Here is a 17313-nt window from a genome sequence, read left to right on the forward strand (position 1 = left end):
TGTTGACGATGAGCGTTTCCACTGAAACACTCGCTCGGGTTTTTCTGTTTTGAGTTGAGGAGAGTTCTGATGTTGGTCCGCAAGCCCCTGCTGCGTACGCTGCCCCTGCTGGGCCTGGCCCTGTGCCTGAGCCTGCCCACCCTGGCGGCTGAATCGACGCCCGGCCCGGATGCTGCGCGCGTCCAGGCCGTCCGCGAGAAGCTGCGCACGGACCGCAAGGCCGTGGTGCTGCACAACCTGAAGCTGGATGCTGCCCAGACCGCCAAGTTCAACGCCGTTTACGAGGCCTACTCCAAGGAAGCCGGCGAGCTGGCCCGCCAGCGCACCCGCATGGTCGTGGAATCCGTGAACCAGGGCGACAAGCTGACCGGCGCCCAGGCCAAGCAGGCCTCCAAGGACTCCCTGGCCCTGGCCGAGGCCGAGCTGAAGCTGCTGCGCAAGTACCACCCCAAGATGGTCAAGGCCATCGGCCAGGAAGAAGCCAACCGCTTCCTGGAAGTCGAGACCAAGATCCTGGCGCTGAACCACTACGACATCGCCTGGACCTCGCCGCTGAGCGAGTGAGTCTGCCCCCCGCGCTGAAGGCGGGGCACAGTCCCATGAAAAACGAGCCCCGCGGGGCTCGTTTCCATTGTGGCGTGTGACTGCGGTGCAGGCCTGTTCGGCAGGTCAAGGCCGGATGGCCGGCTTCGGCACTGGCTGGACCTCCGCCTGCCATAGCGTCAGGCCAGGGCCGCCGCCATAGATACCGTTGCAGTCCGGGGCTTCGTTGGCCAGGCGCAGCGCAAAGCCGGAGGCGGTCCAGACCCACTCCCGGTTGCCGCCGCAGTCACCCAGGCCGCGCCCCTTGTGCCAGGTGCTGAGCTTGCCCGCGTTGAATTCCGCATTCATCAGGTCCAGTGCCGGCTCCTGGAGGTCTGGCAGCACTTCAGGCGCGACATCGAGCGCCTTGGCGCCCTGCTTCACGCGCCAGAGCCGGTAGCTGGTCTGGTAGGCCGCACGGGCGCACTCCATCAGCACCAGGTACTCCTTCCGACGGATCTGGTGGATCGCTGTCTCCGGCAGCCTGTCCGCCTCGCGAGGGGCTTCCTGAAGCAGGTAGCAATCCTGGATCACCGCCGGGTGGTGGACCAGTTGACGGGTCAAGACCGCGTCCGCGTCGGCCGGCAGCCTTGTGGGAATCGTGGCGGGCACCAGCACCGGCAGGGGCGGCGCCAGCGGCACCCGGGCCGCGGTGGCCTGCCCCTTGGCCACCCATGCCGTCACCGTGCCGGCCCGGCCCTGGGTGTCGTCCATCTTCAGCAGCGCGGCCTTGAGGCCTTGCAGGGATACCGTGGCCTCGCTGTCCCGTCCGGACAGTCGCATGCGGGGTGCCTCCACCATGGCCCTGACCAGGACCTGGGCGATGGCCGGCGGCAGGTCGGCGTCCAGTGGCAGTTGCCTGAAGTCGCGCCCACCGATGCGCACGTCGACCCGGCTGCCCTCTGGCGCATCTTGGCCGTCCCGACTGCCGAGGTGCAGTTGCAGATGCACGGCGCCTTGCGGGCCGGCGTCGCGGGACAGCCAGAGGCCGGCCTGCACCTGCGAGTCGCTCTGGCCCTCATCCTCGTCCGGGGCCAGGACCCGGTAGCCCTGTGCCGAGCAGGCGAGGACGTTGTCGCAGGCCACAGTCCAGTCGCCGTAGCGCTGCTGGAAGGGCGCCGGCGGCGTAGCGCCCTGGCTGGCATGGGTCGTCAGCAGGCCCAGCAGGCCCAGCAGCACGGCCAGCCCGCGCCTCATCGCACGATGCTGATGGTGGCCGGCTTGGGCTCGGCGCAGCTCTCGTCCTCGTCGAAGGCGATGTCGCCGTTGGCGTCTGGCACGCCGGTGGCCTTGATGGTCTGGAAGGGGAAGAGGTTCCGGTCCATCATGTGCGAGGTCACGATATTGCCCATGGCCGTGAACATGTTGTCGACGCGGCCCGGGAACTTCTTGTCCCAGTCCTGCAGCATGGCCTTGACCGTGGCGCGCTGCAGGTTCTCCTGGCTGCCGCACAGATTGCAGGGAATGATGGGGAACTGGCGGTGCTCGGCCCAGGTGACCAGGTCGCTCTCGCGCACATAGGCCAGGGGGCGGATCACCACGTTCTGGCCGTCGTCGCTGACCAGCTTCGGGGGCATGCCCTTCATGCGGCTGCCGAAGAACATGTTGAGCATCAGCGTGGTGACGATGTCATCGCGGTGATGGCCCAGGGCGATCTTGGTCGCGCCCAGCTCCTTGGCCACGCGGTACAGGATGCCGCGGCGCAGGCGCGAGCACAGCGAGCAGGTGGTCTTGCCCTCGGGCACCAGCTTCTTGACGATGGAGTAGGTGTCCTGCGTCTCGATGTGGAAGTCCACGCCGATGCCGCTGAGGTAGGTGGGCAGCACCTCGGCCGGGAAGCCGGGCTGCTTCTGGTCCAGGTTGACGGCGACGATGTCGAACTTGATCGGCGCGCGCTGCTTCAGGTTGATCAGGATGTCCAGCAGGGCGTAGCTGTCCTTGCCGCCGGAGAGGCAGACCATGACCTTGTCGCCGTCCTCGATCATGTTGAAGTCGCCGATGGCCTGGCCTACCAGGCGGTGCAGGCGCTTGGAGAGCTTGTTCATCTCGTGGGCGTGCTTCTTGTCCGCAGCCAGGGTGGCGGCATCAGCGCTGCTCGCGCTGTCGAGTTCCATCGTTTCGTTCGTCATGTCAACCTCGTCAACTCCTGACCGTGGGGTCACCACTGGCCACATTCGGCGCTGATCGCCACCTGGCAATCCTCAAAAATCTCAAGCTTGGTCACCTTGATGCGCACGCCCACCACGCCGGCCAGCTTCATCAGCCGCGTGCAGAGCTTGCCCAGCAGGGCCTCCAGCAGGTCCGTGTGCTCGGCCGTGCATTCGTCGATGATGATCTGGCGCACGCGGCGGTAGTCCAGCACGTGGCCGATGTCGGCATCGCGCGAGACGATCATCTGGGCGCCCAGGTTCACCTCGGCATCGACCTGGATGGGCTGCGGCCCCTCGCGCTCGAAGTCCAGCACGCCCAGGTTGGCGCCGAAGCGCAGGCCCTGCAGATGGATGATCTGGCGGTTGTTGCGCCGCAGGGCCAGCGTGGGCTGGCCTTCCTTCAGCGGCCGCAGGAAGGCCTCGGCGGCCTTGGCAGCCACGACGCCATCACCCAGGGCGGTCTGCACGCAGGGATGCTGGCGGCCGCTGGCGTCACCGGCCACGAAAAGACCCAGGGGCGCGAAGCGGGGCTCGTCGCGGAAGGGGTGGGAAGGCGCGGTGATGCCGGCTCGCTGCAGGGCGTCGCCGATGATCAGCCAGGCCGATGGCTCGGCCTCGTAGCCCAGCAGCGCGGCCACGTGGTCGAAGCGCTCCTCGCCGTGCTCGCGCGAGCGCACCGTGACGCCCGAGGCATCCGGCAGCAACTCGGCAGGCATGGGGCAGCGCGGACGTTGCACGATGGAAGGCTGGGCCTGGATGCGGTCCACCAGCATCTGCTGGGCCCGCCAGTCCGAGCGCGACCACAGCGTGACCTGGTGGCCGCGGGCCTGCAGGAAGAGGGCGTTCTCGGCCGCGTTGTCGCCGCCGCCCAGCAGCAGGATGCGGCCCGGCGGCAGGGACTCGCGCCGGGCGGTGAGGTCGATGGCATCGAGCACCCGCTCATGCGGGCGGCCCGGCGGGAAGAAGGGCTCGGGGCGCAGGGGGCGCAGGCCTGTGGCCAGGATCAGGGCGCGGGCCGCCAGGCAGCCGCCGTCCGAGAGCTGTAGGCGCCAGCCCGCGCCCGCCTGCCAGTCGGCATGCTGCAGGCTGCGGTCCAGCAGGAGCTGCACGCCGGTCTGCGCCTGCAGCTGCCGCGCAAACTGCCGGCCGAGGGCGGCGAGGTCCTCGCCCGCATGGCCCAGCACCCAGTCCTGCGGGAACTGCAGAGCCTGCAGCGAGGCGCACAGCTGGCCCTGGCGCTCGACCACGGCCACGCGCAGGCCCAGCTGCGCCAGCCAGGAAGCGGCCGAGCAGCCCGCCGGGCCGCCGCCCAGGATGGCGATGTCGGTCGTGCTGTCGGTGTGGCCGTCGGCGGTGGGGTCACCGCAGGGGGCCGTGGACGCGTTGGCGTTGGAGCTCATGGGCGCTCGTTGGCGGGGTGTTGGCGGGGTGTTAGGAGGCCGCGGCGTGGGGTTGGCACAAGGCGGGGACAGCCGCCTTGCCGGCGGCCGAACCCGCGATTATCGCCGTCCCGCCCTTTTCTTGAGCAACAGCCTTTGTTGACGCGAGTCTAGGACCTCACGCCAGCGCGGTCTGGCGACGCCACCGGCGCCCCACGCGCCAGCCCAGCAGGGCCGCCAGCAGCAGGCCGTAGACCGCCGGTTCGGCGAAGTTGTGCTTGCCCGCGCGCATCCAGACAAAGTGCAGCAGTGCCAGCAAGGCCAGACCGTAGACCAGGCGGTGCAGGCGTTGCCAGCGCGCCGCGCCCAGGGCCTTGATGGCCCGGTTGAAGCTGGTGGCGGCCAGGGGCAGCAGGCCCAGCCAGGTCAGGAAGCCCACCAGGATGAAGGGCCTCTTGGCGATGTCATGGGCGATCTCGCCCGGGTCCAGCCCCATGTCCAGCCAGCCATAGGCCAGCAGGTGCAGGCTGGCATAGAAGGCGGTGAAGAGGCCCAGCATGCGGCGGAAGCGGGCCAGGGCCGGCAGCCCCAGGGCCTCGCGCAGGGGTGTCACGGCCAGGGTCAGCCACAGCAGGCGCAGGCTCCAGTCGCCCAGGCCGCGGATCATCGCCTCGGCCGGGTTGGCGCCCAGCCGGTCCTGCACGGCGGCCGCCAGCAGCCAGGCCAGGGGCCCGAGGCCGGCGATGAACAGAAGGGGCTTGGCGGCCGGATGCAGCAGGAAATGTCTTGGCACGGCCGACCCTCAGAAGAACTTGCGCAGGTCCATGCCGCTGTACATCGAGGCCACCTGCTCGCCGTAGCCGTTGAACATCAGGGTGGGCCGCTTCTTGCTGAACCAGCCGTCCTCGCCAATGCGCCGCTCGCTGGCCTGGCTCCAGCGCGGGTGGTCGACCTGCGGGTTGACGTTGGAGAAGAAGCCGTACTCCTGCTGGGCGGCCCGGGTCCAGGAGCTGACGGGCTGCTTCTCGACGAAGCGGATGCGCACCAGGGACTTGGCGGACTTGAAGCCGTATTTCCAGGGCACGACCAGGCGCACGGGCGCACCGTTCTGCTTGGGCAGCACCTCGCCATACATGCCGAAGCCGAGCAGGGTCAGCGGGTGCATGGCCTCGTCCAGGCGCAGGCCCTCGACATAGGGCCAGTCCAGCACGCCGGAGCGCAGGCCAGGCATCTGGGCCTTGTCGGCCAGGCTGGTGAACTCGACGTAGCGGGCCTTGGACGTGGGCTCGACCTTGCGGATCAGCTCGGCCAGGGAATAGCCGATCCAGGGGATCACCATGCTCCAGCCCTCGACGCAGCGCAGGCGGTACAGCCGTTCCTCCAGGGGCGCCAGCTTGAGCAGGGCGTCGATGTCGTGGACGCCGGGTTTGGCCACCTCGCCCTCGATGCTGACGGTCCAGGGCCGGGTCTGCAGGGTGTGGGCCAGCTGGGCGGGCTCCGCCTTGTCGGTGCTGAACTCGTAGAAGTTGTTGTAGCGGGTGGCGTCCTCGTAGCGGGTGGGCTTGTCCATCACCTGCGCGCCGGGCAGCCGGCTCTTCGCGGCGGCCAGGCGGGCTTTGTCGGCGGATTGGGCCAGGGCCTCGCGCGAGGCCCAGCTGGCCAGGGCGGCGCCGGCCACGCCGGAACCCATCAGGCGCAGCCACTCGCGCCGGCCTTCGTAGAGGGCCTGGGGCGTGACTTCAGAAGCCAGCGAGCGGCCGTGGCCGCGGTCGGGGTGGAAATGCATGGCAGCGCGTCCTTTTGAATCGGTGACGAGTCTTGGTCGTCCCGTGTGCGAAAAGCTTACGCTGTGTGCCAATGCCCGCGTGCGGACTCGGCTTCTGCCCCGCTCAGTGCCGGCCGGGGCTTTCCTGCCAGTGCGGCGGGCAGGCGACGCTGCGCAGCAGGCGCTGGTACTCGCCGCTGGCCTGCAGCTGCTTCAGGCCGCGGTTGAAGTCTTCCAGCAGCTGGGCGCTGGCGGGCTTGTCCTTGGGGAAGATCACGTGGGTGGTGAAGCTGTCGGTGAGCAGGCGGGGGTGGTAGTCGACCTGCCGGGCTTCCTCGGGGCTGAAATGGCTCAGCAGCAGGTAGCAGGCGGTGCCCCGCTCCATGGGCATGGCGTCCAGGCGGCCCAGCAGCAGCTTGCGCAGGCCGGCGAGGTCGTCCGGCGTGCCGTCGGTCCTGAGCTCGCCCTTGCGGGCCAGGCTCCAGAACTCGGGCGTGTAGGTGTAGCCCTTGATCACGCCCAGGGTGTAGGGCTTGAGGTCGCCGAGCTTGCGCCAGGTCAGGGCCTTGTCCCGGCGGTGGACGAAGACCCACTGCTCGCTCATCACGTTGTTGCTGAGCAGGAAGTCGCGCTGCCGCTCCTCGTTGGCCCCCCAGTACGCAGAGGCGTCCCAGAGCCCGGCGCGGGTCTCGTTCTGGGCCCGCTGCCAGGGCATGAACTGGTAGCGCACCTCATGGCCGGCCAGCGCGAAGGCGCGGCGCACGATCTGCAGGGCCGTGCCCGAGTCGTTTGCTTCTGCCGTCGCGTAAGGCGGCAGCTCGCCGGTGGCGATGCGCACGGTGGCCGCCGGCACGGCCGATGCGAGCAGGACGAGCCCCAGGCCCGAAAGCAGTTGCCGGGGCCGGGGGCAGGGGATCACAACGTACCGTAGGAGTGGAGGCCGCTCAGGAACATATTGACCCCCAGGAAGGCGAAGGTCGTGACCAGCAGGCCGCCCAGGGCCCACCAGGCCGACACCGCCCCACGCAGGCCCTTCATCAGGCGCATGTGCAGCCAGGCGGCGTAGTTGAGCCACACGATCAGCGCCCAGGTCTCCTTGGGGTCCCAGCTCCAGTAGCCGCCCCAGGCCTCGGCCGCCCAGAAGGCGCCCAGGATGGTGGCGATGGTGAAGAAGGCGAAGCCCAGCGCGATGGCCTTGTACATCAGGTCATCGAGGGTCTGCAGGGGCGGCAGGCGGGCGGTGAGCGGCTCGCGCAGCAGCACGCAGACCACGAAGAAGGCCAGCACGCCGCCCATCTTGCGGATCCAGCCGTCCAGGCCGGCCAGGGTCTCGGGCTGCAGCGTCATGCCCACGCGTGCCAGCACCAGCACGCCCACCAGCGCGGCGGGCAGGGCGATCAGGCCGATCTGCAGGGCCCGCGGCGAGGCCGTCTTGAGCAGGTAGGCCAGGGCCACCATGGCCGCCAGCGCGAAGGTGCCGTAGCCGACGAAATTGGCCGGCACGTGGATCTTCATCCACCAGCTCTGCAGGGCCGGCACCAGGGGCTGGATCTCATGGGCCTCGCGGGCCACCGTGTACCAGAGCAGGAAGCTCACCGCCAGGCTCACCACCAGCATCACGTAGGCGCCCAGGGCACGGGTGCGGTAGCGGTCCTCGTAGTAGAGGTAGAAGGCGGCCGTCATCCAGGAGAAGAGGACGAAGACCTCGTAGAGATTGCTGACCGGGATGTGACCGATGTCGGGCCCGATCTGGTGGCTCTCGAACCATCGCACCAGGGTGCCCAGCAGGGCCATGAAGACGCCGCCCCAGGCCAGCTTGGAGCCGATCAGCTCGGCCGTGCCGCTGCCCCGACGGAAGAAGCCCAGCCAGTAGAACAGGGTGCTGAGGAAGAAGAGCAGGCTCATCCACAAAATGGCGCTCTGGCTGGCCAGCATGTACTTGAGCAGGAAGACCTGGTCCACGGCGCTGAGGTCCGCACCGAAGTCGTCCAGCTTGCGCTGGTACAGGCTGATGGCCAGCAGGCTGAAGCCGCCCACCAGCACGCTCAGCAGGCGCAGGGGACGCCAGAACCAGCCCAGCAGCACCAGGGACGGCATGGCGAAGGTGAGGATGCCCTTTTCGTAGCCGTCCATCGAGGCGCCATAGCGGCTGAAGGCAAAGCCGCCGCCCAGCATGATGAGGGCTGCGAAGGCCCAGTCCAGGGGGGAGCGCTGCGCCAGCCAGCCGCGGCGGCCGACGATGAGGGGGGCGGTGGTGGTGTTCATGCGGTGTCCTTCAGCAGCTCGGACTTGAGGCGGTCGAATTCGGTGGCGGTGTCGGGCGACTCGCGGGTGGACGAGAGCGCCATGCGCACCCGCGTCTCCTCGCCCTGGCCGGGGGCGGCCTCGAGCCAGATCCACAGCCGGCGCTCCTTGATGTAGAGCATGGCAAAGACGCCGATGATCAGCAGGATCGCCCCCAGGTACACCAGGGTCTTGCCCGGCGCACGGGCGACCTGGAAGCCGCTGGCCTGGACCAGCTGGAAGTCCTCCAGTTGCAGCAGCAGCGGGGCGGGGTAGAAGACGGCGTCGGACAAGGACAGCACCGCCTGCGTCATGAAGGCCTGGGTCGCGGCGTCATTGGCGGGGGGCGGCAGCTGGGCCTGCGCGCGGCTAATCTTGAGCAGCTCATAGAGGCTGCCGTTGAGGATGCGCAGCAGCACCTCGGAGACCCGCGAGCGCTCGGCCTCGGGCACCTCGCGGTCCACGAACTGCGAGAGCGCCATCAGGCCGCCCCAGCCGTTGGCGGGCTTCTTGTCATCGGGCCGCACCGTGTCGGCCCCGGAGAACAGGCCCAGGGCCCGCTGCGCGGTGGCGGTCAGCTGGGGCAGCATCTGGGGCTTGTCGGTCGGCGTGGCGGCCTCGGCGTAGAGCCTGGCGGCGCGCTCGCGCAGCTCCGGCTTCTGCAGGGCCTGGCGCAGACGCAGCCAGCCGTCCAGCGAGCCGTTCTCGTCGGCCGGGGCGCGCAGGTAGCGGAAGCCCTCGTTGAGTGACTCGCGCATGCCCAGCAGGAAGACGCGCTGGCCGTCCAGCAGCACCGGGGCCATGTAGTTGTTGAACTCGCGGCGCTGGCCGCTGGCGTCCACCAGCTTGTAGTTGAAGGACGGGCCGATGTTCTGCAGGGACTTCTCGGTCCGGGTCTTGGCGCCGCTGCCCAGATGGCCCTGCAGCGAATCGACCAGGTCGACCTTGCGCACGTCCGTGCCGCCCTCGGCGTTCGGGGCGCCGGCATTGCCGCCCATGTTCTCGACGTTGATCACCCGAAGGCCGCTGAACTCCAGCCCCAGGCGCTGTGCACCCTGCTGCAGCTCGGTGCTGGTGCCCACGCGACCCTGAAGGACGAAGGGCTCGGCGCCGTCGAGCGGGATGGCGCGCAGCTTCAGCAGGGAGCCCCCGTCGCTGAAGTCGCTCTGGTAGATGGCGATGCCCTCGTGGATCAGGGGCTCGTTGACCTTGATGGTGGCGGCGGTGGTCTTGCCGTCGCGGTCATGGATCAGCACGTCGCTAGCGAAGAGCTTGGGCATGCCGGTGTTGTAGTACTCGACCTTGAATTTCTTGAGCTCGACGTCGAAGGGCAGGGGCTGCAGCAGCACGCCGTCGGTCATGCTCAGCACGGCCGTGCCGTTGCGCGAGCCCTCGGTGACGGAGAGCGTGCCGCGGAAGCTCGGGTTGCGGTCCGACAGCCGGTGCTGGGCCGGTACCTCGCTGATGAAGCCGCCGCCCTGGTAGACGCTCTTGCCCTGGGTCCACATGAGGGCCTTGACCAGCAGGTCGCCATCGAAGAGCCCGCCCAGGCAGATCAGCACGATGGCCGAGTGCGCCGCCAGGTAGCCGACCTTGTTGGCCGCGCCCTTGCGCGCAGCGATCATGATGCCGTTGGTGCGCACCTGGGCGCGGGCCTTCCAGCCACCGCCGTCCAGCCATTGCGAGACCTGCTGCAGCGAGGCCTCCAGCGACAGCGGCAGCTGCCCCAGCGCCTTGTGCTTGTGCGCCTGCAGCGACTGCTCGCGGACCTGCTCCTTGTAGCTCTTCAGGTCCGCCAGGATCTTGGGCGTGTTGCGGGCGATGCACAGGGTGGTCGAGACCACCAGGAAGCCCAGGATCAGCAGGAACCACCAGGCGCTGTAGACCGTGTAGAGGTCCACCTTGCCGAAGACCTCGGACCAGAAGGGCCCGAACTGGTTGACGTAGTTGTTGAGCGGCTCACGCTGACGCACCACGGTGCCGATCACCGAGGCGATGCAGATCACCGTCAGCAGGGCGATGGCGAAGCGCATCGAGGACAGCAGCTCGATGAACTCGCGGCCGGCGCCGGGGCCCTGCGGCCGCGCGGGCGGTGGCGCCTCGGGCGTGGTGGGACTGAAGGAGTCGCTGATGGAGTCGCTCATGAACCGAATTGTCGTCGCAGCGGCCGGCAAAGGCCGGGGCCAAGAAAAAAGGCCGGCGCCAAAGCGCCGGCCTCTTGCCATGGATCAATTCGGGCGCTACGGCCCGGGCCGGCTGCGGATCAGCGCAGACCGGCGATGTAATCGGCCACGGCCTTGATCTCGCGGTCGTTCATCTTGGCGGCGATGGCCACCATTTGCGGGCTGTTGCCACGCTTACCGGCACGGAAGCTGTTGAGCTGCAGCTCGGTGTAGTCGCTGTGCTGGCCAGCCAGGCGGGGGTACTGGGCGGGGATGCCGGCACCGTTGGGGCTGTGGCAGCCGGCGCAGGCGGGGATCTGGCGCTCGGCGATGCCGCCGCGGTAGATCTTCTCGCCCAGGGTCACCAGGGTCTTGTCCTTGGCGAAGCCGGGCTTGGCCTGCTTGGAGGCGTAGAAGGCGGCGACGTTCTTCATGTCTTCTTCAGACAGCGTGGAGGCCATGCCCTTCATCACCGGGTTGTCGCGCTTGCCGGACTTGAACTCGGTCAGCTGCTTGGCCAGGTAGTCAGCGTGCTGACCCTGTAGGATGGGATTGGCCGGGCTGCCGCGCGAACCATCGGCCGTGTGGCAGGCCGAGCAGACCTGGGCCGAGATGGCCTGGCCCTTGTTGAGATCGGGCTTGGCCGGCGCCGGAGCTTCCGATGCACTGGCGGCAACGGTGAAGACGAGGCCCATCAACAGGAAAGCAGCATTCTTCATGAGTAAGGGGGTCTGTAAGCGCAACCGGCGGATTTTACAATGGCAAACTCAGCCCACTGGATCAACATGAGCAGCAATAACCCCAGCCAAGCGCCGCAAGCGGCCGAGACCGCCCCTTCGGACAAGACTGTGTTGGCTTGGACCCACACTGCCCGCTTCCTCACCACGGCGAGCCAGCTGCATCACCTGCCAGCCAGCGAGCTGCCGGAGATCGCCTTTGTCGGCCGCTCCAATGCCGGCAAGAGCACGGCCATCAACACCCTGGCGCAGCAGAAGCGCCTGGCCTTCGCCTCCAAGACGCCGGGCCGCACGCAGCACATCAACCTCTTCCATCTGGGACCCAAGGACGCCCCCGATGCGCTCTTCGCCGACCTCCCCGGCTACGGCTATGCCGCCGTGGCCCGCGATGCCAAGCTGCGCTGGCAGAAGGTCATGGCCGACTACCTCGAGGTGCGCCGTTCACTGTCGGGCGTGGTCCTGATGGTGGACTCCCGCCTGGGCCTCACCGATCTCGACCGCCAGCTGCTGGACTTCGTCGCTACGCGCGTGGCCAACGGCGAAGTCAAGCTGCTGGTGCTGCTGACCAAATCCGACAAGCTCAACCGCAAGGAGGCGCAGGCCGCGCTGGCCGCCACCCAGGAGGTGCTGGGGGCCATGGCCACCGAGGAGTCGGATGTCTCCATCACCCTCTTCTCGGCGCTCAAGAAGCAGGGCGTGGCCGATGTGGCCCACATCCTCTACGACTGGGTGCGCCAGGCCCCGGTCGTGCCGGCCATGCCGGACCTGGACGACCTGCCCGAAGACCCGTCCGCGGGCCCGGGCGCGGCGGGCGACGCCGACCTGCGCTGAGCTCGGCCGCCGCACGCCGAGCGCCGTCCAGGCGCCCGCACCGCCGGTGGCCTGCAATCAATGACCGCCGACGGACGCGTTCGGGGCCGGCGTCAGCCAGCCTTCGGCGCGCATGGCCTGCAGCGTCGCGGCCAGCCGCGGTGCCAGCGCCGCATGGCGGGCATGAAGATAGGGATACAGCGCCATGGGCGAGCCTAGCTCGAAGAGGCGGTGCAGGGGCGGCGAGCGGGTCTCGCCCAGATGCGCCAGGCTCAGGACGAAGGTGCTGTCCATGTCACAGACGAAGCGGGCCCGGCCGCGGGCCAGCATGCGCACGGCGTTGTCGGCTGCCGAGATCTCGACCAGCCGTTCCGGCGGCAGCAGCTCGCGCAGGCGCTGCTCGCAGACCACCACGCCTCGCCGGTAGATCACCACGCCCTCGGTCCGCCGCAGCTCGTCCAGCGTTTGCGGGCGCCCCGACGTGCCGGTGCCGTAGATGCCGAAAGAGGCCTGCATCAGGGGCGCGTCCACCCGCTGCAGCTCAGGGTGCAGCTCGCCATAGGCGGCGGTGCGCACCATCTCGCCGTCGACCTCGCCGCGCTGCATGGCCAGCTCGGCGCGCCGGGCCGGCATCTCCTGCACCACCAGGCGCCAGCCCAGGCGGTGCAGGGCCTCGGTGAAGGTGCGGCGCAGCCAGCGGCCGTCGCTGCTCTGGGCGTCGGTGCCGGTGGCCAGGCTGAGCGTGGGCTCGCGGGCGGCCGCGCTTGCGGCGGGCGCTGAGGCAGAGGCGGCACCGGCCACGCTGACGCTCGATGCCAGGGCCAGCGCCAGCAGGGCCGGCAGCAGCATTCGACGCAGAAGAGGGGTGCGGGGCCGCATGCCCGAATTCTGCATCGTCCGCGGCGTCAGGGGCGGCCGATGAAAAGGTAGACCGCCGTGTCTGTCGTTCGTCCCTTGCCCAGGGCCAGGTAGAGGGGGCCCAGGCCGGTGTCCGCGCCGATGAAGAGGCTGCCCGCCAGCTTGAGGCCGCGCAGGCTCACGTTCTGGCGCGTGTCCCAGGCATTGCCGGCCTCCAGCGAGCCGCCGACGAAGAAGCCGCGTGTCAGCACCGGCGTCTGGGCCAGGCGCTGGTAGTAGCTCAGGCGGCCGAAGAGCAGGGTGTTGCCGGTCAGTTGCCCGGGCTGGTAGCCGGAGAGCTGCTGGAATCCGCCCAGGCTGTAGGGCCCCTGGGCCGAGTCCTCGGGCTGATGGGCATTGAGACCGCGCAGGTGCAGGTTCAGCGTATGGCGGCCCCAGCTGCCCACCAGGGTGCCCTGCAGTTCGGTGCGGCTGAAGGCGTCACTGCGACCGCCCGGCTGGTTCTGCTTGCCCGCCGTGTGCTCGAAGGTCGTGCGGTAGCCGCGCTGCGGGAAGTTGGCGAAGTCCAGCTGGTCCACCACCACCTTGAGGCGCAGGCCGGTCTCGGTCCAGGTCTTGTTGAGACGCTGCTGGTCGGCGTCGCCCAGCTGGCTGGGATCCACGGTGATGAGGTCCGGGTGCACGCGCCAGTGCTCGCGCACCAGGCCCAGCCTGACCTCGCCCAGGCGACCCCAGGGCTGGCCCACATCGAGACCATAGCGCAGGCTCTTTCGGCCCAGGCGCGCCAGGCCCTGGCCGGTCTCGGCGTTGTAGAGGGTCAGGTTGTGCCGCTCGATCTCGCCCCAGCTGGAGACGAACCAGTCATTGCTGGTCCCCAGCTTCTGGATCAGCGGGTGATACAGCTCGGTGTAGAGGCGCGGGCTCTGGCCGATGGTCAGCTGGTTGCGCCATTCGGTGCCGTGCGGGGTCAGCCAGTGCCTGTTGTGGCTGATGCGCAGGTTGAAGGCGCTCTCGCCGTTGAAGTCGGTGCTGAGGTCGATGCCGGCGCGGAAGTAGTTGGGGCCCCAGGGCTTGTCTTCCATCATGAAGACCAGCTGGTTGCCCTCGCTGTGCTCCTCGACGTGGTAGTCGACGCGCACGAAGTCGCCGGAGGAGGCGAGGAAACGGGCGTCGCGCTCGGCACGCTCGGCATCGAAGACCTGGCCGGGGCGAGCCTCCAGCTGGTCCTTGAAACGCTCCGGATTGGCCACGTCGCTGCCCACGAAGCTGATGCCCGCCAGCACGGGCGCGGGAGGCTGGGCGTGGGTGCGGGCGAGCAGCCAGTCGGCATAGGCCTCGGGGCTGATGGCGAAGGCGCGCAGCTGGGGCAGGGCCTGCTCGGCGGCCGCCTCGCCCAGGGCGATGAAGTCCTTGCTGCGCTCGAAACTGCCCGAGCCCATGCCGTTGAGCTGCGGCGTGATCAGCAGGTCCTCCTGCCAGAGGCTGGCGATGGAGCGCTGCACGTTCTGCTCGGTGAGGATGTTGATCATCTGGGCCGTGACGCCCACCAGCGAATTCAGCGAATCGCGGCCGGACAGCGGCGTGCCCACATTGATGGCGATCACGCGCTCGGCGCCCATGCGCCGGGCCACGTCCACCGGCAGGTTGTTGACCAGGCCGCCGTCGCCGAGGATGCGGCCATCGTCGCTCTCGACCGGGGCGAAGACGCCGGGCACGCTCATGCTGGAGCGCAGGGCCTGGGCGAGGTCGCCGGACTCGGACACGACCTGGGCGCCGCTTTCCATGTCAGTTGCGACGGCGCGGAAGGGTGTGGGCAGCTGGTCGAAATGGTCCACCCCGCGCACGGGCAGGGTCAGTCGGCGCAGCAGGGCGTCGAGGCCCCGGCTGGACAGGGTGCTCTGCGGCACGCGCACTTCGCCGCCCCGCAGGCCCAGCTCCAGCACGGCGGAGAACTCGAAGTCCTCCTCCTTGCGCCGCTGCGAGAGCTGCTGGCGCTCGACGCGGCTGGCGAACATGCGGTCCCAGGCGATCTGCTGCATCTCGCGTTCCAGTGCGCTGGCGTTCATGCCGCTGGCGTACAGGCCGCCGATGATGGCGCCCATGGAGGTGCCGGCGATCACGTCCACCGGGATGTGCTCCCGCTCCAGCACCTTGAGCACGCCCACATGCGCCAGGCCACGGGCGCCGCCGCCGGACAGCACCAGGCCCAGACGTGGGCGGACGACCTGCGGCTGCAACATGCCGGGCGCCGGCAGCTCGGGCGCGCGGGGCGGGGGCAGGGACTCGGCCCGGGCCGCCTGCAGGGGCAGGGCCAGCACCAGCAGCACCAGGGGGCGCAGCAGGGCGGATCGCCCGGACATGTGGCGGGCGGCGGTGCCGGGGCGGCGGGGCTGCATGCGGGGCTTCACCGGCTCAGGGGGCGTCGTCCAGGTCCTGCATGAGGGACGAAACGGCCCGCTGCACCAGGGTGTCCTCTTCCAGGGCCGTGATCAGGCCATTGGCCAGCAGCTGCTCGATGGCGCCACGCGTCAGCGAGTGGCGTTCGTCGGCGTCCTGGCCCACGAAGAGGAAGAACTGGCGGCTCTCGCTGATCCAGGCGATCTGGGCGGTGATCCACTGGCTCTGCACGAACATGTGGTACCAGTTGCCCACCTGCAGATTGCCCATCCAGGCCTGCAGGGCGATGCGTGAATCCGGCGAGCTGGACTCCGAATAGAGGCCCACCGGCACCGTGGGCAGCTCGCCCCGGTTGACCTGGTCATGGGCCCAGCGCGAGGGCATCTGCGACTCGCGCTCGTTGAGCAGCTGCTGCAGCAGCTCCTCGGGGCTGAGGTCGCGGCGCGGCACCGGTGCGCGGTCCTGCGGCGCGGTGTGGTGATGGGCCGGCAGGCCGCTCAGCACGCGGCCGTGCTGGTTCATCAGGTCCTGGAGCACGACCTGGCGCTTGTCCGCCGGGAAGGCGATCAGGTCCATGCCGGCCTCGATGCGCTTGATCAGGCCGGGCAGGCGGCTGCGCAGCTGGGTGCGGGCGATCTCGCTCTGGCGCTGCTGGAGGCTGTCCAGCAGCTCGTCCACCAGCTCGATGCTGGCCTGGGCCTCGGGCGCCTCGCGGCCGTGCAGCACCATGTTCTGCACGATGACCTCCACCCAGGGCTTGAGCAGGAACTTGCGCAGGGTGGGGCTCAGGGCGGTGTCGGAGAGCTGTTCCCGCAGCTGGCCCTGCAGCAGCTCCAGCCACTCCACGCGCTGGCCTTCACGCTCCAGCGCGGCCAGGGCAGAGGCGCTGCGCTCGCCGTGGCGGCTGGCCTGTTCGCGAATGTGCTGGTCGACGAGGCCCAGGGCCTGCTGGAACTGCAGGCCGGTCAGCAACTGGGCTTCCACCAGCTGCTGGACGATGCCGTTCATGAAGTCCAGGAACTGACGCAGGCGTTCGTCGTCGGCCCGCTGGAAACCGGCGCCATGGGCGGCCACGCGGTTGAGCAGGCTCCACACCGGGTGGTCCTGGCGTCGCAGCAGGCTGGGGTCGGTGCGGGACAGCCGGGCCACGGCCACCTGCAGGCGCGACATGAGCGCCTTGACCGGCGGCAGCAGCTTGGGGTCGGCCAGGATCTGGTCGTAGAGGCGCGTCAGCAGATCGCCACCGCCGCGCAGCAGGGTGTTGGGGCCGAGGGCCTGGGAATTGCTCGAGCCGCTGCGCAGGGCCTGGGGCCGGGAGTTGATGGCATCGACACGTCGCGCCAGGGTGTCCAGCGTGGGGTTGACGCCGGGCACGGCGGCCTGGCGCAGCCGGGTCTCGATGTCGCGCGTGCTGCCGATGCCATAGCCTTCCACCAGCGGCGCGAGCTGAGCGCTGCGCATCTGGTCGCACAGGCGCTGGTAGATCAGGCTCAGGGCCTGTGTCACATGAGGGGTGGCCACCTTGGTCATGGCGTAGCAGCCCTCGCCATCCAGCTGCATGTTCTGGATGGCGGTGACCAGGGCATTGGCAAAGACGGCCGGGCGCAGGGGGTTGTCCTGCTTCATGGGGCGGGCGATGCCCCGCAGCGCGGCGAAGAAATTGACCAGCTGGTGCAGCTCGGGCCGCGAATGCTCCTCGACGGCCGAGACCACGTGTGCGATGGACACGTCCTGCAGGGCCTGCTTCTCGTCCACGAGGCTCAGCGACTGCAGGCCCAGCGAGCCGCTGCGCCGCTGCAGGGGGTCCTCGCCGCGCCGGGCGGATTCCAGCAGGGGCTGGAGCGCGGCCTGGAAATCGGTGGCGAAGCGGCCCTTGTTGACGGCCCAGGCGTACTGCAGGGCGTGAAGCAGGGGATCGGCCTTGAGGTCGTCCTGGATCTGGTGGGCCACGGAGTGGCTCATCGAGGGCATCTGCACGATGACCTCGTCAACCAGGGATTGCAGGCTCGGGGCGTTGGACATGATGTTCCGCATTATGAAGCCGGCATGACACAGGAACCTGGGACGGGCGGTCCGCCTCCTGCCATTTGAGCGACAGAGTGCGCACCCGGGCGGCAAGGCCCCTTCATGTGAGGGGGATTGGCAACAGAGGCGCCGCGGCCGCCCATGAAAAAACCCGCGAGGCCGGGG

The 17313-nt window shown here is 69.2% G+C and carries 14 protein-coding genes and 1 pseudogene; 2 read left to right on the plus strand and 13 right to left on the minus strand.

Annotation, left to right across the window (positions count from 1 at the left end):
* Nucleotides 1-69: 69 nt before the first annotated feature.
* Nucleotides 70-564: a hypothetical protein gene (locus tag ABDJ40_RS10040; protein WP_347609259.1), complete on the plus strand. Its 495-nt coding sequence runs from the start codon at nucleotides 70-72 to the stop codon at nucleotides 562-564.
* Between the two features lie 105 nt (nucleotides 565-669).
* Here ABDJ40_RS10040 and ABDJ40_RS10045 read toward each other — a convergent pair whose 3' ends face one another.
* The 10 genes and pseudogenes from ABDJ40_RS10045 to ABDJ40_RS10090 form a co-directional block, all read right to left on the minus strand.
* Nucleotides 670-1779, minus strand: a complete 1110-nt coding sequence (locus tag ABDJ40_RS10045) for a DUF1176 domain-containing protein (RefSeq protein WP_347609261.1) — start codon at nucleotides 1777-1779, stop codon at nucleotides 670-672.
* Nucleotides 1776-2711, minus strand: a complete 936-nt coding sequence (ttcA, locus tag ABDJ40_RS10050) for a tRNA 2-thiocytidine(32) synthetase TtcA (RefSeq protein WP_430765627.1) — start codon at nucleotides 2709-2711, stop codon at nucleotides 1776-1778. The genes ABDJ40_RS10045 and ttcA overlap by 4 nt, the downstream gene beginning before the upstream one ends.
* A 29-nt stretch (nucleotides 2712-2740) precedes the next feature.
* Complete coding sequence (locus ABDJ40_RS10055; protein WP_269630547.1) at nucleotides 2741-3109, minus strand: dihydroneopterin aldolase; 369 nt, start codon at nucleotides 3107-3109, stop codon at nucleotides 2741-2743.
* A gap of 405 nt (nucleotides 3110-3514) precedes the next feature.
* Nucleotides 3515-4132: pseudogene (locus tag ABDJ40_RS10060) on the minus strand (NAD(P)/FAD-dependent oxidoreductase); the annotation flags it as partial.
* A 157-nt stretch (nucleotides 4133-4289) separates the two neighbouring features.
* The gene (gene msrQ, locus ABDJ40_RS10065) at nucleotides 4290-4904 is read right to left on the minus strand and encodes a protein-methionine-sulfoxide reductase heme-binding subunit MsrQ (RefSeq protein ID WP_347609263.1); all 615 of its coding nucleotides are present in this window, start codon (nucleotides 4902-4904) and stop codon (nucleotides 4290-4292) included.
* Nucleotides 4905-4913: 9 nt separating this feature from the next.
* Nucleotides 4914-5897: a protein-methionine-sulfoxide reductase catalytic subunit MsrP gene (gene msrP, locus ABDJ40_RS10070; protein WP_347609265.1), complete on the minus strand. Its 984-nt coding sequence runs from the start codon at nucleotides 5895-5897 to the stop codon at nucleotides 4914-4916.
* Between the two features lie 103 nt (nucleotides 5898-6000).
* Entirely contained in the window at nucleotides 6001-6729 is a 729-nt protein-coding gene (locus ABDJ40_RS10075; protein WP_347609267.1) for a substrate-binding periplasmic protein, read from the minus strand.
* 62 nt (nucleotides 6730-6791) lie between these two features.
* Nucleotides 6792-8141, minus strand: a complete 1350-nt coding sequence (ccsB, locus tag ABDJ40_RS10080; protein ID WP_347609269.1) for a c-type cytochrome biogenesis protein CcsB — start codon at nucleotides 8139-8141, stop codon at nucleotides 6792-6794.
* Nucleotides 8138-10192, minus strand: coding sequence for a cytochrome c biogenesis protein ResB (locus tag ABDJ40_RS10085; RefSeq protein ID WP_347609810.1), 2055 nt, complete (start codon nucleotides 10190-10192; stop codon nucleotides 8138-8140). The genes ccsB and ABDJ40_RS10085 overlap by 4 nt, the downstream gene beginning before the upstream one ends.
* Nucleotides 10193-10422: 230 nt before the next feature.
* Nucleotides 10423-11040: a c-type cytochrome gene (locus ABDJ40_RS10090; RefSeq protein ID WP_430765628.1), complete on the minus strand. Its 618-nt coding sequence runs from the start codon at nucleotides 11038-11040 to the stop codon at nucleotides 10423-10425.
* A gap of 66 nt (nucleotides 11041-11106) precedes the next feature.
* Between ABDJ40_RS10090 and yihA the strand changes: the two genes are divergently transcribed.
* The gene (gene yihA, locus ABDJ40_RS10095) at nucleotides 11107-11889 is read left to right on the plus strand and encodes a ribosome biogenesis GTP-binding protein YihA/YsxC (protein WP_347609271.1); all 783 of its coding nucleotides are present in this window, start codon (nucleotides 11107-11109) and stop codon (nucleotides 11887-11889) included.
* Nucleotides 11890-11946: 57 nt separating this feature from the next.
* Here yihA and ABDJ40_RS10100 read toward each other — a convergent pair whose 3' ends face one another.
* Genes ABDJ40_RS10100 through ABDJ40_RS10110 form a run of 3 tightly spaced genes read right to left on the minus strand, consistent with a single transcriptional unit; the run spans nucleotide 11947 to nucleotide 17145 of the window.
* Nucleotides 11947-12747: a substrate-binding periplasmic protein gene (locus ABDJ40_RS10100; protein WP_347609274.1), complete on the minus strand. Its 801-nt coding sequence runs from the start codon at nucleotides 12745-12747 to the stop codon at nucleotides 11947-11949.
* A gap of 26 nt (nucleotides 12748-12773) precedes the next feature.
* Complete coding sequence (locus ABDJ40_RS10105; protein ID WP_347609276.1) at nucleotides 12774-15122, minus strand: patatin-like phospholipase family protein; 2349 nt, start codon at nucleotides 15120-15122, stop codon at nucleotides 12774-12776.
* Nucleotides 15123-15138: 16 nt separating this feature from the next.
* Nucleotides 15139-17145 (minus strand): DUF1631 family protein, encoded by a 2007-nt coding sequence (locus tag ABDJ40_RS10110; protein WP_347609278.1) that lies wholly within the window; start codon nucleotides 17143-17145, stop codon nucleotides 15139-15141.
* Nucleotides 17146-17313: the final 168 nt, after the last annotated feature.

The sequence above is a fragment of the Roseateles flavus genome, assembly GCF_039872765.1.
Taxonomy (GTDB): Bacteria; Pseudomonadota; Gammaproteobacteria; order Burkholderiales; family Burkholderiaceae_C; genus Roseateles_B; species Roseateles_B flavus.

What these genes read in the sequence shown, in the direction of transcription:
- ABDJ40_RS10040 (WP_347609259.1), top strand. Translation starts at nt 70, where the DNA reads ATGTTGGTCCGCAAGCCCCTGCTGCGTACGCTGCCCCTGCTGGGCCTG.
- ABDJ40_RS10045 (WP_347609261.1), bottom strand. Translation starts at nt 1,779, where the DNA reads ATGAGGCGCGGGCTGGCCGTGCTGCTGGGCCTGCTGGGCCTGCTGACG.
- ttcA (WP_430765627.1), bottom strand. Translation starts at nt 2,711, where the DNA reads ATGACGAACGAAACGATGGAACTCGACAGCGCGAGCAGCGCTGATGCC.
- msrP (WP_347609265.1), bottom strand. Translation starts at nt 5,897, where the DNA reads ATGCATTTCCACCCCGACCGCGGCCACGGCCGCTCGCTGGCTTCTGAA.
- ccsB (WP_347609269.1), bottom strand. Translation starts at nt 8,141, where the DNA reads ATGAACACCACCACCGCCCCCCTCATCGTCGGCCGCCGCGGCTGGCTG.
- ABDJ40_RS10085 (WP_347609810.1), bottom strand. Translation starts at nt 10,192, where the DNA reads ATGCGCTTCGCCATCGCCCTGCTGACGGTGATCTGCATCGCCTCGGTG.
- ABDJ40_RS10090 (WP_430765628.1), bottom strand. Translation starts at nt 11,040, where the DNA reads ATGAAGAATGCTGCTTTCCTGTTGATGGGCCTCGTCTTCACCGTTGCC.
- yihA (WP_347609271.1), top strand. Translation starts at nt 11,107, where the DNA reads ATGAGCAGCAATAACCCCAGCCAAGCGCCGCAAGCGGCCGAGACCGCC.
- ABDJ40_RS10100 (WP_347609274.1), bottom strand. Translation starts at nt 12,747, where the DNA reads ATGCGGCCCCGCACCCCTCTTCTGCGTCGAATGCTGCTGCCGGCCCTG.
- ABDJ40_RS10105 (WP_347609276.1), bottom strand. Translation starts at nt 15,122, where the DNA reads ATGCAGCCCCGCCGCCCCGGCACCGCCGCCCGCCACATGTCCGGGCGA.
- ABDJ40_RS10110 (WP_347609278.1), bottom strand. Translation starts at nt 17,145, where the DNA reads ATGTCCAACGCCCCGAGCCTGCAATCCCTGGTTGACGAGGTCATCGTG.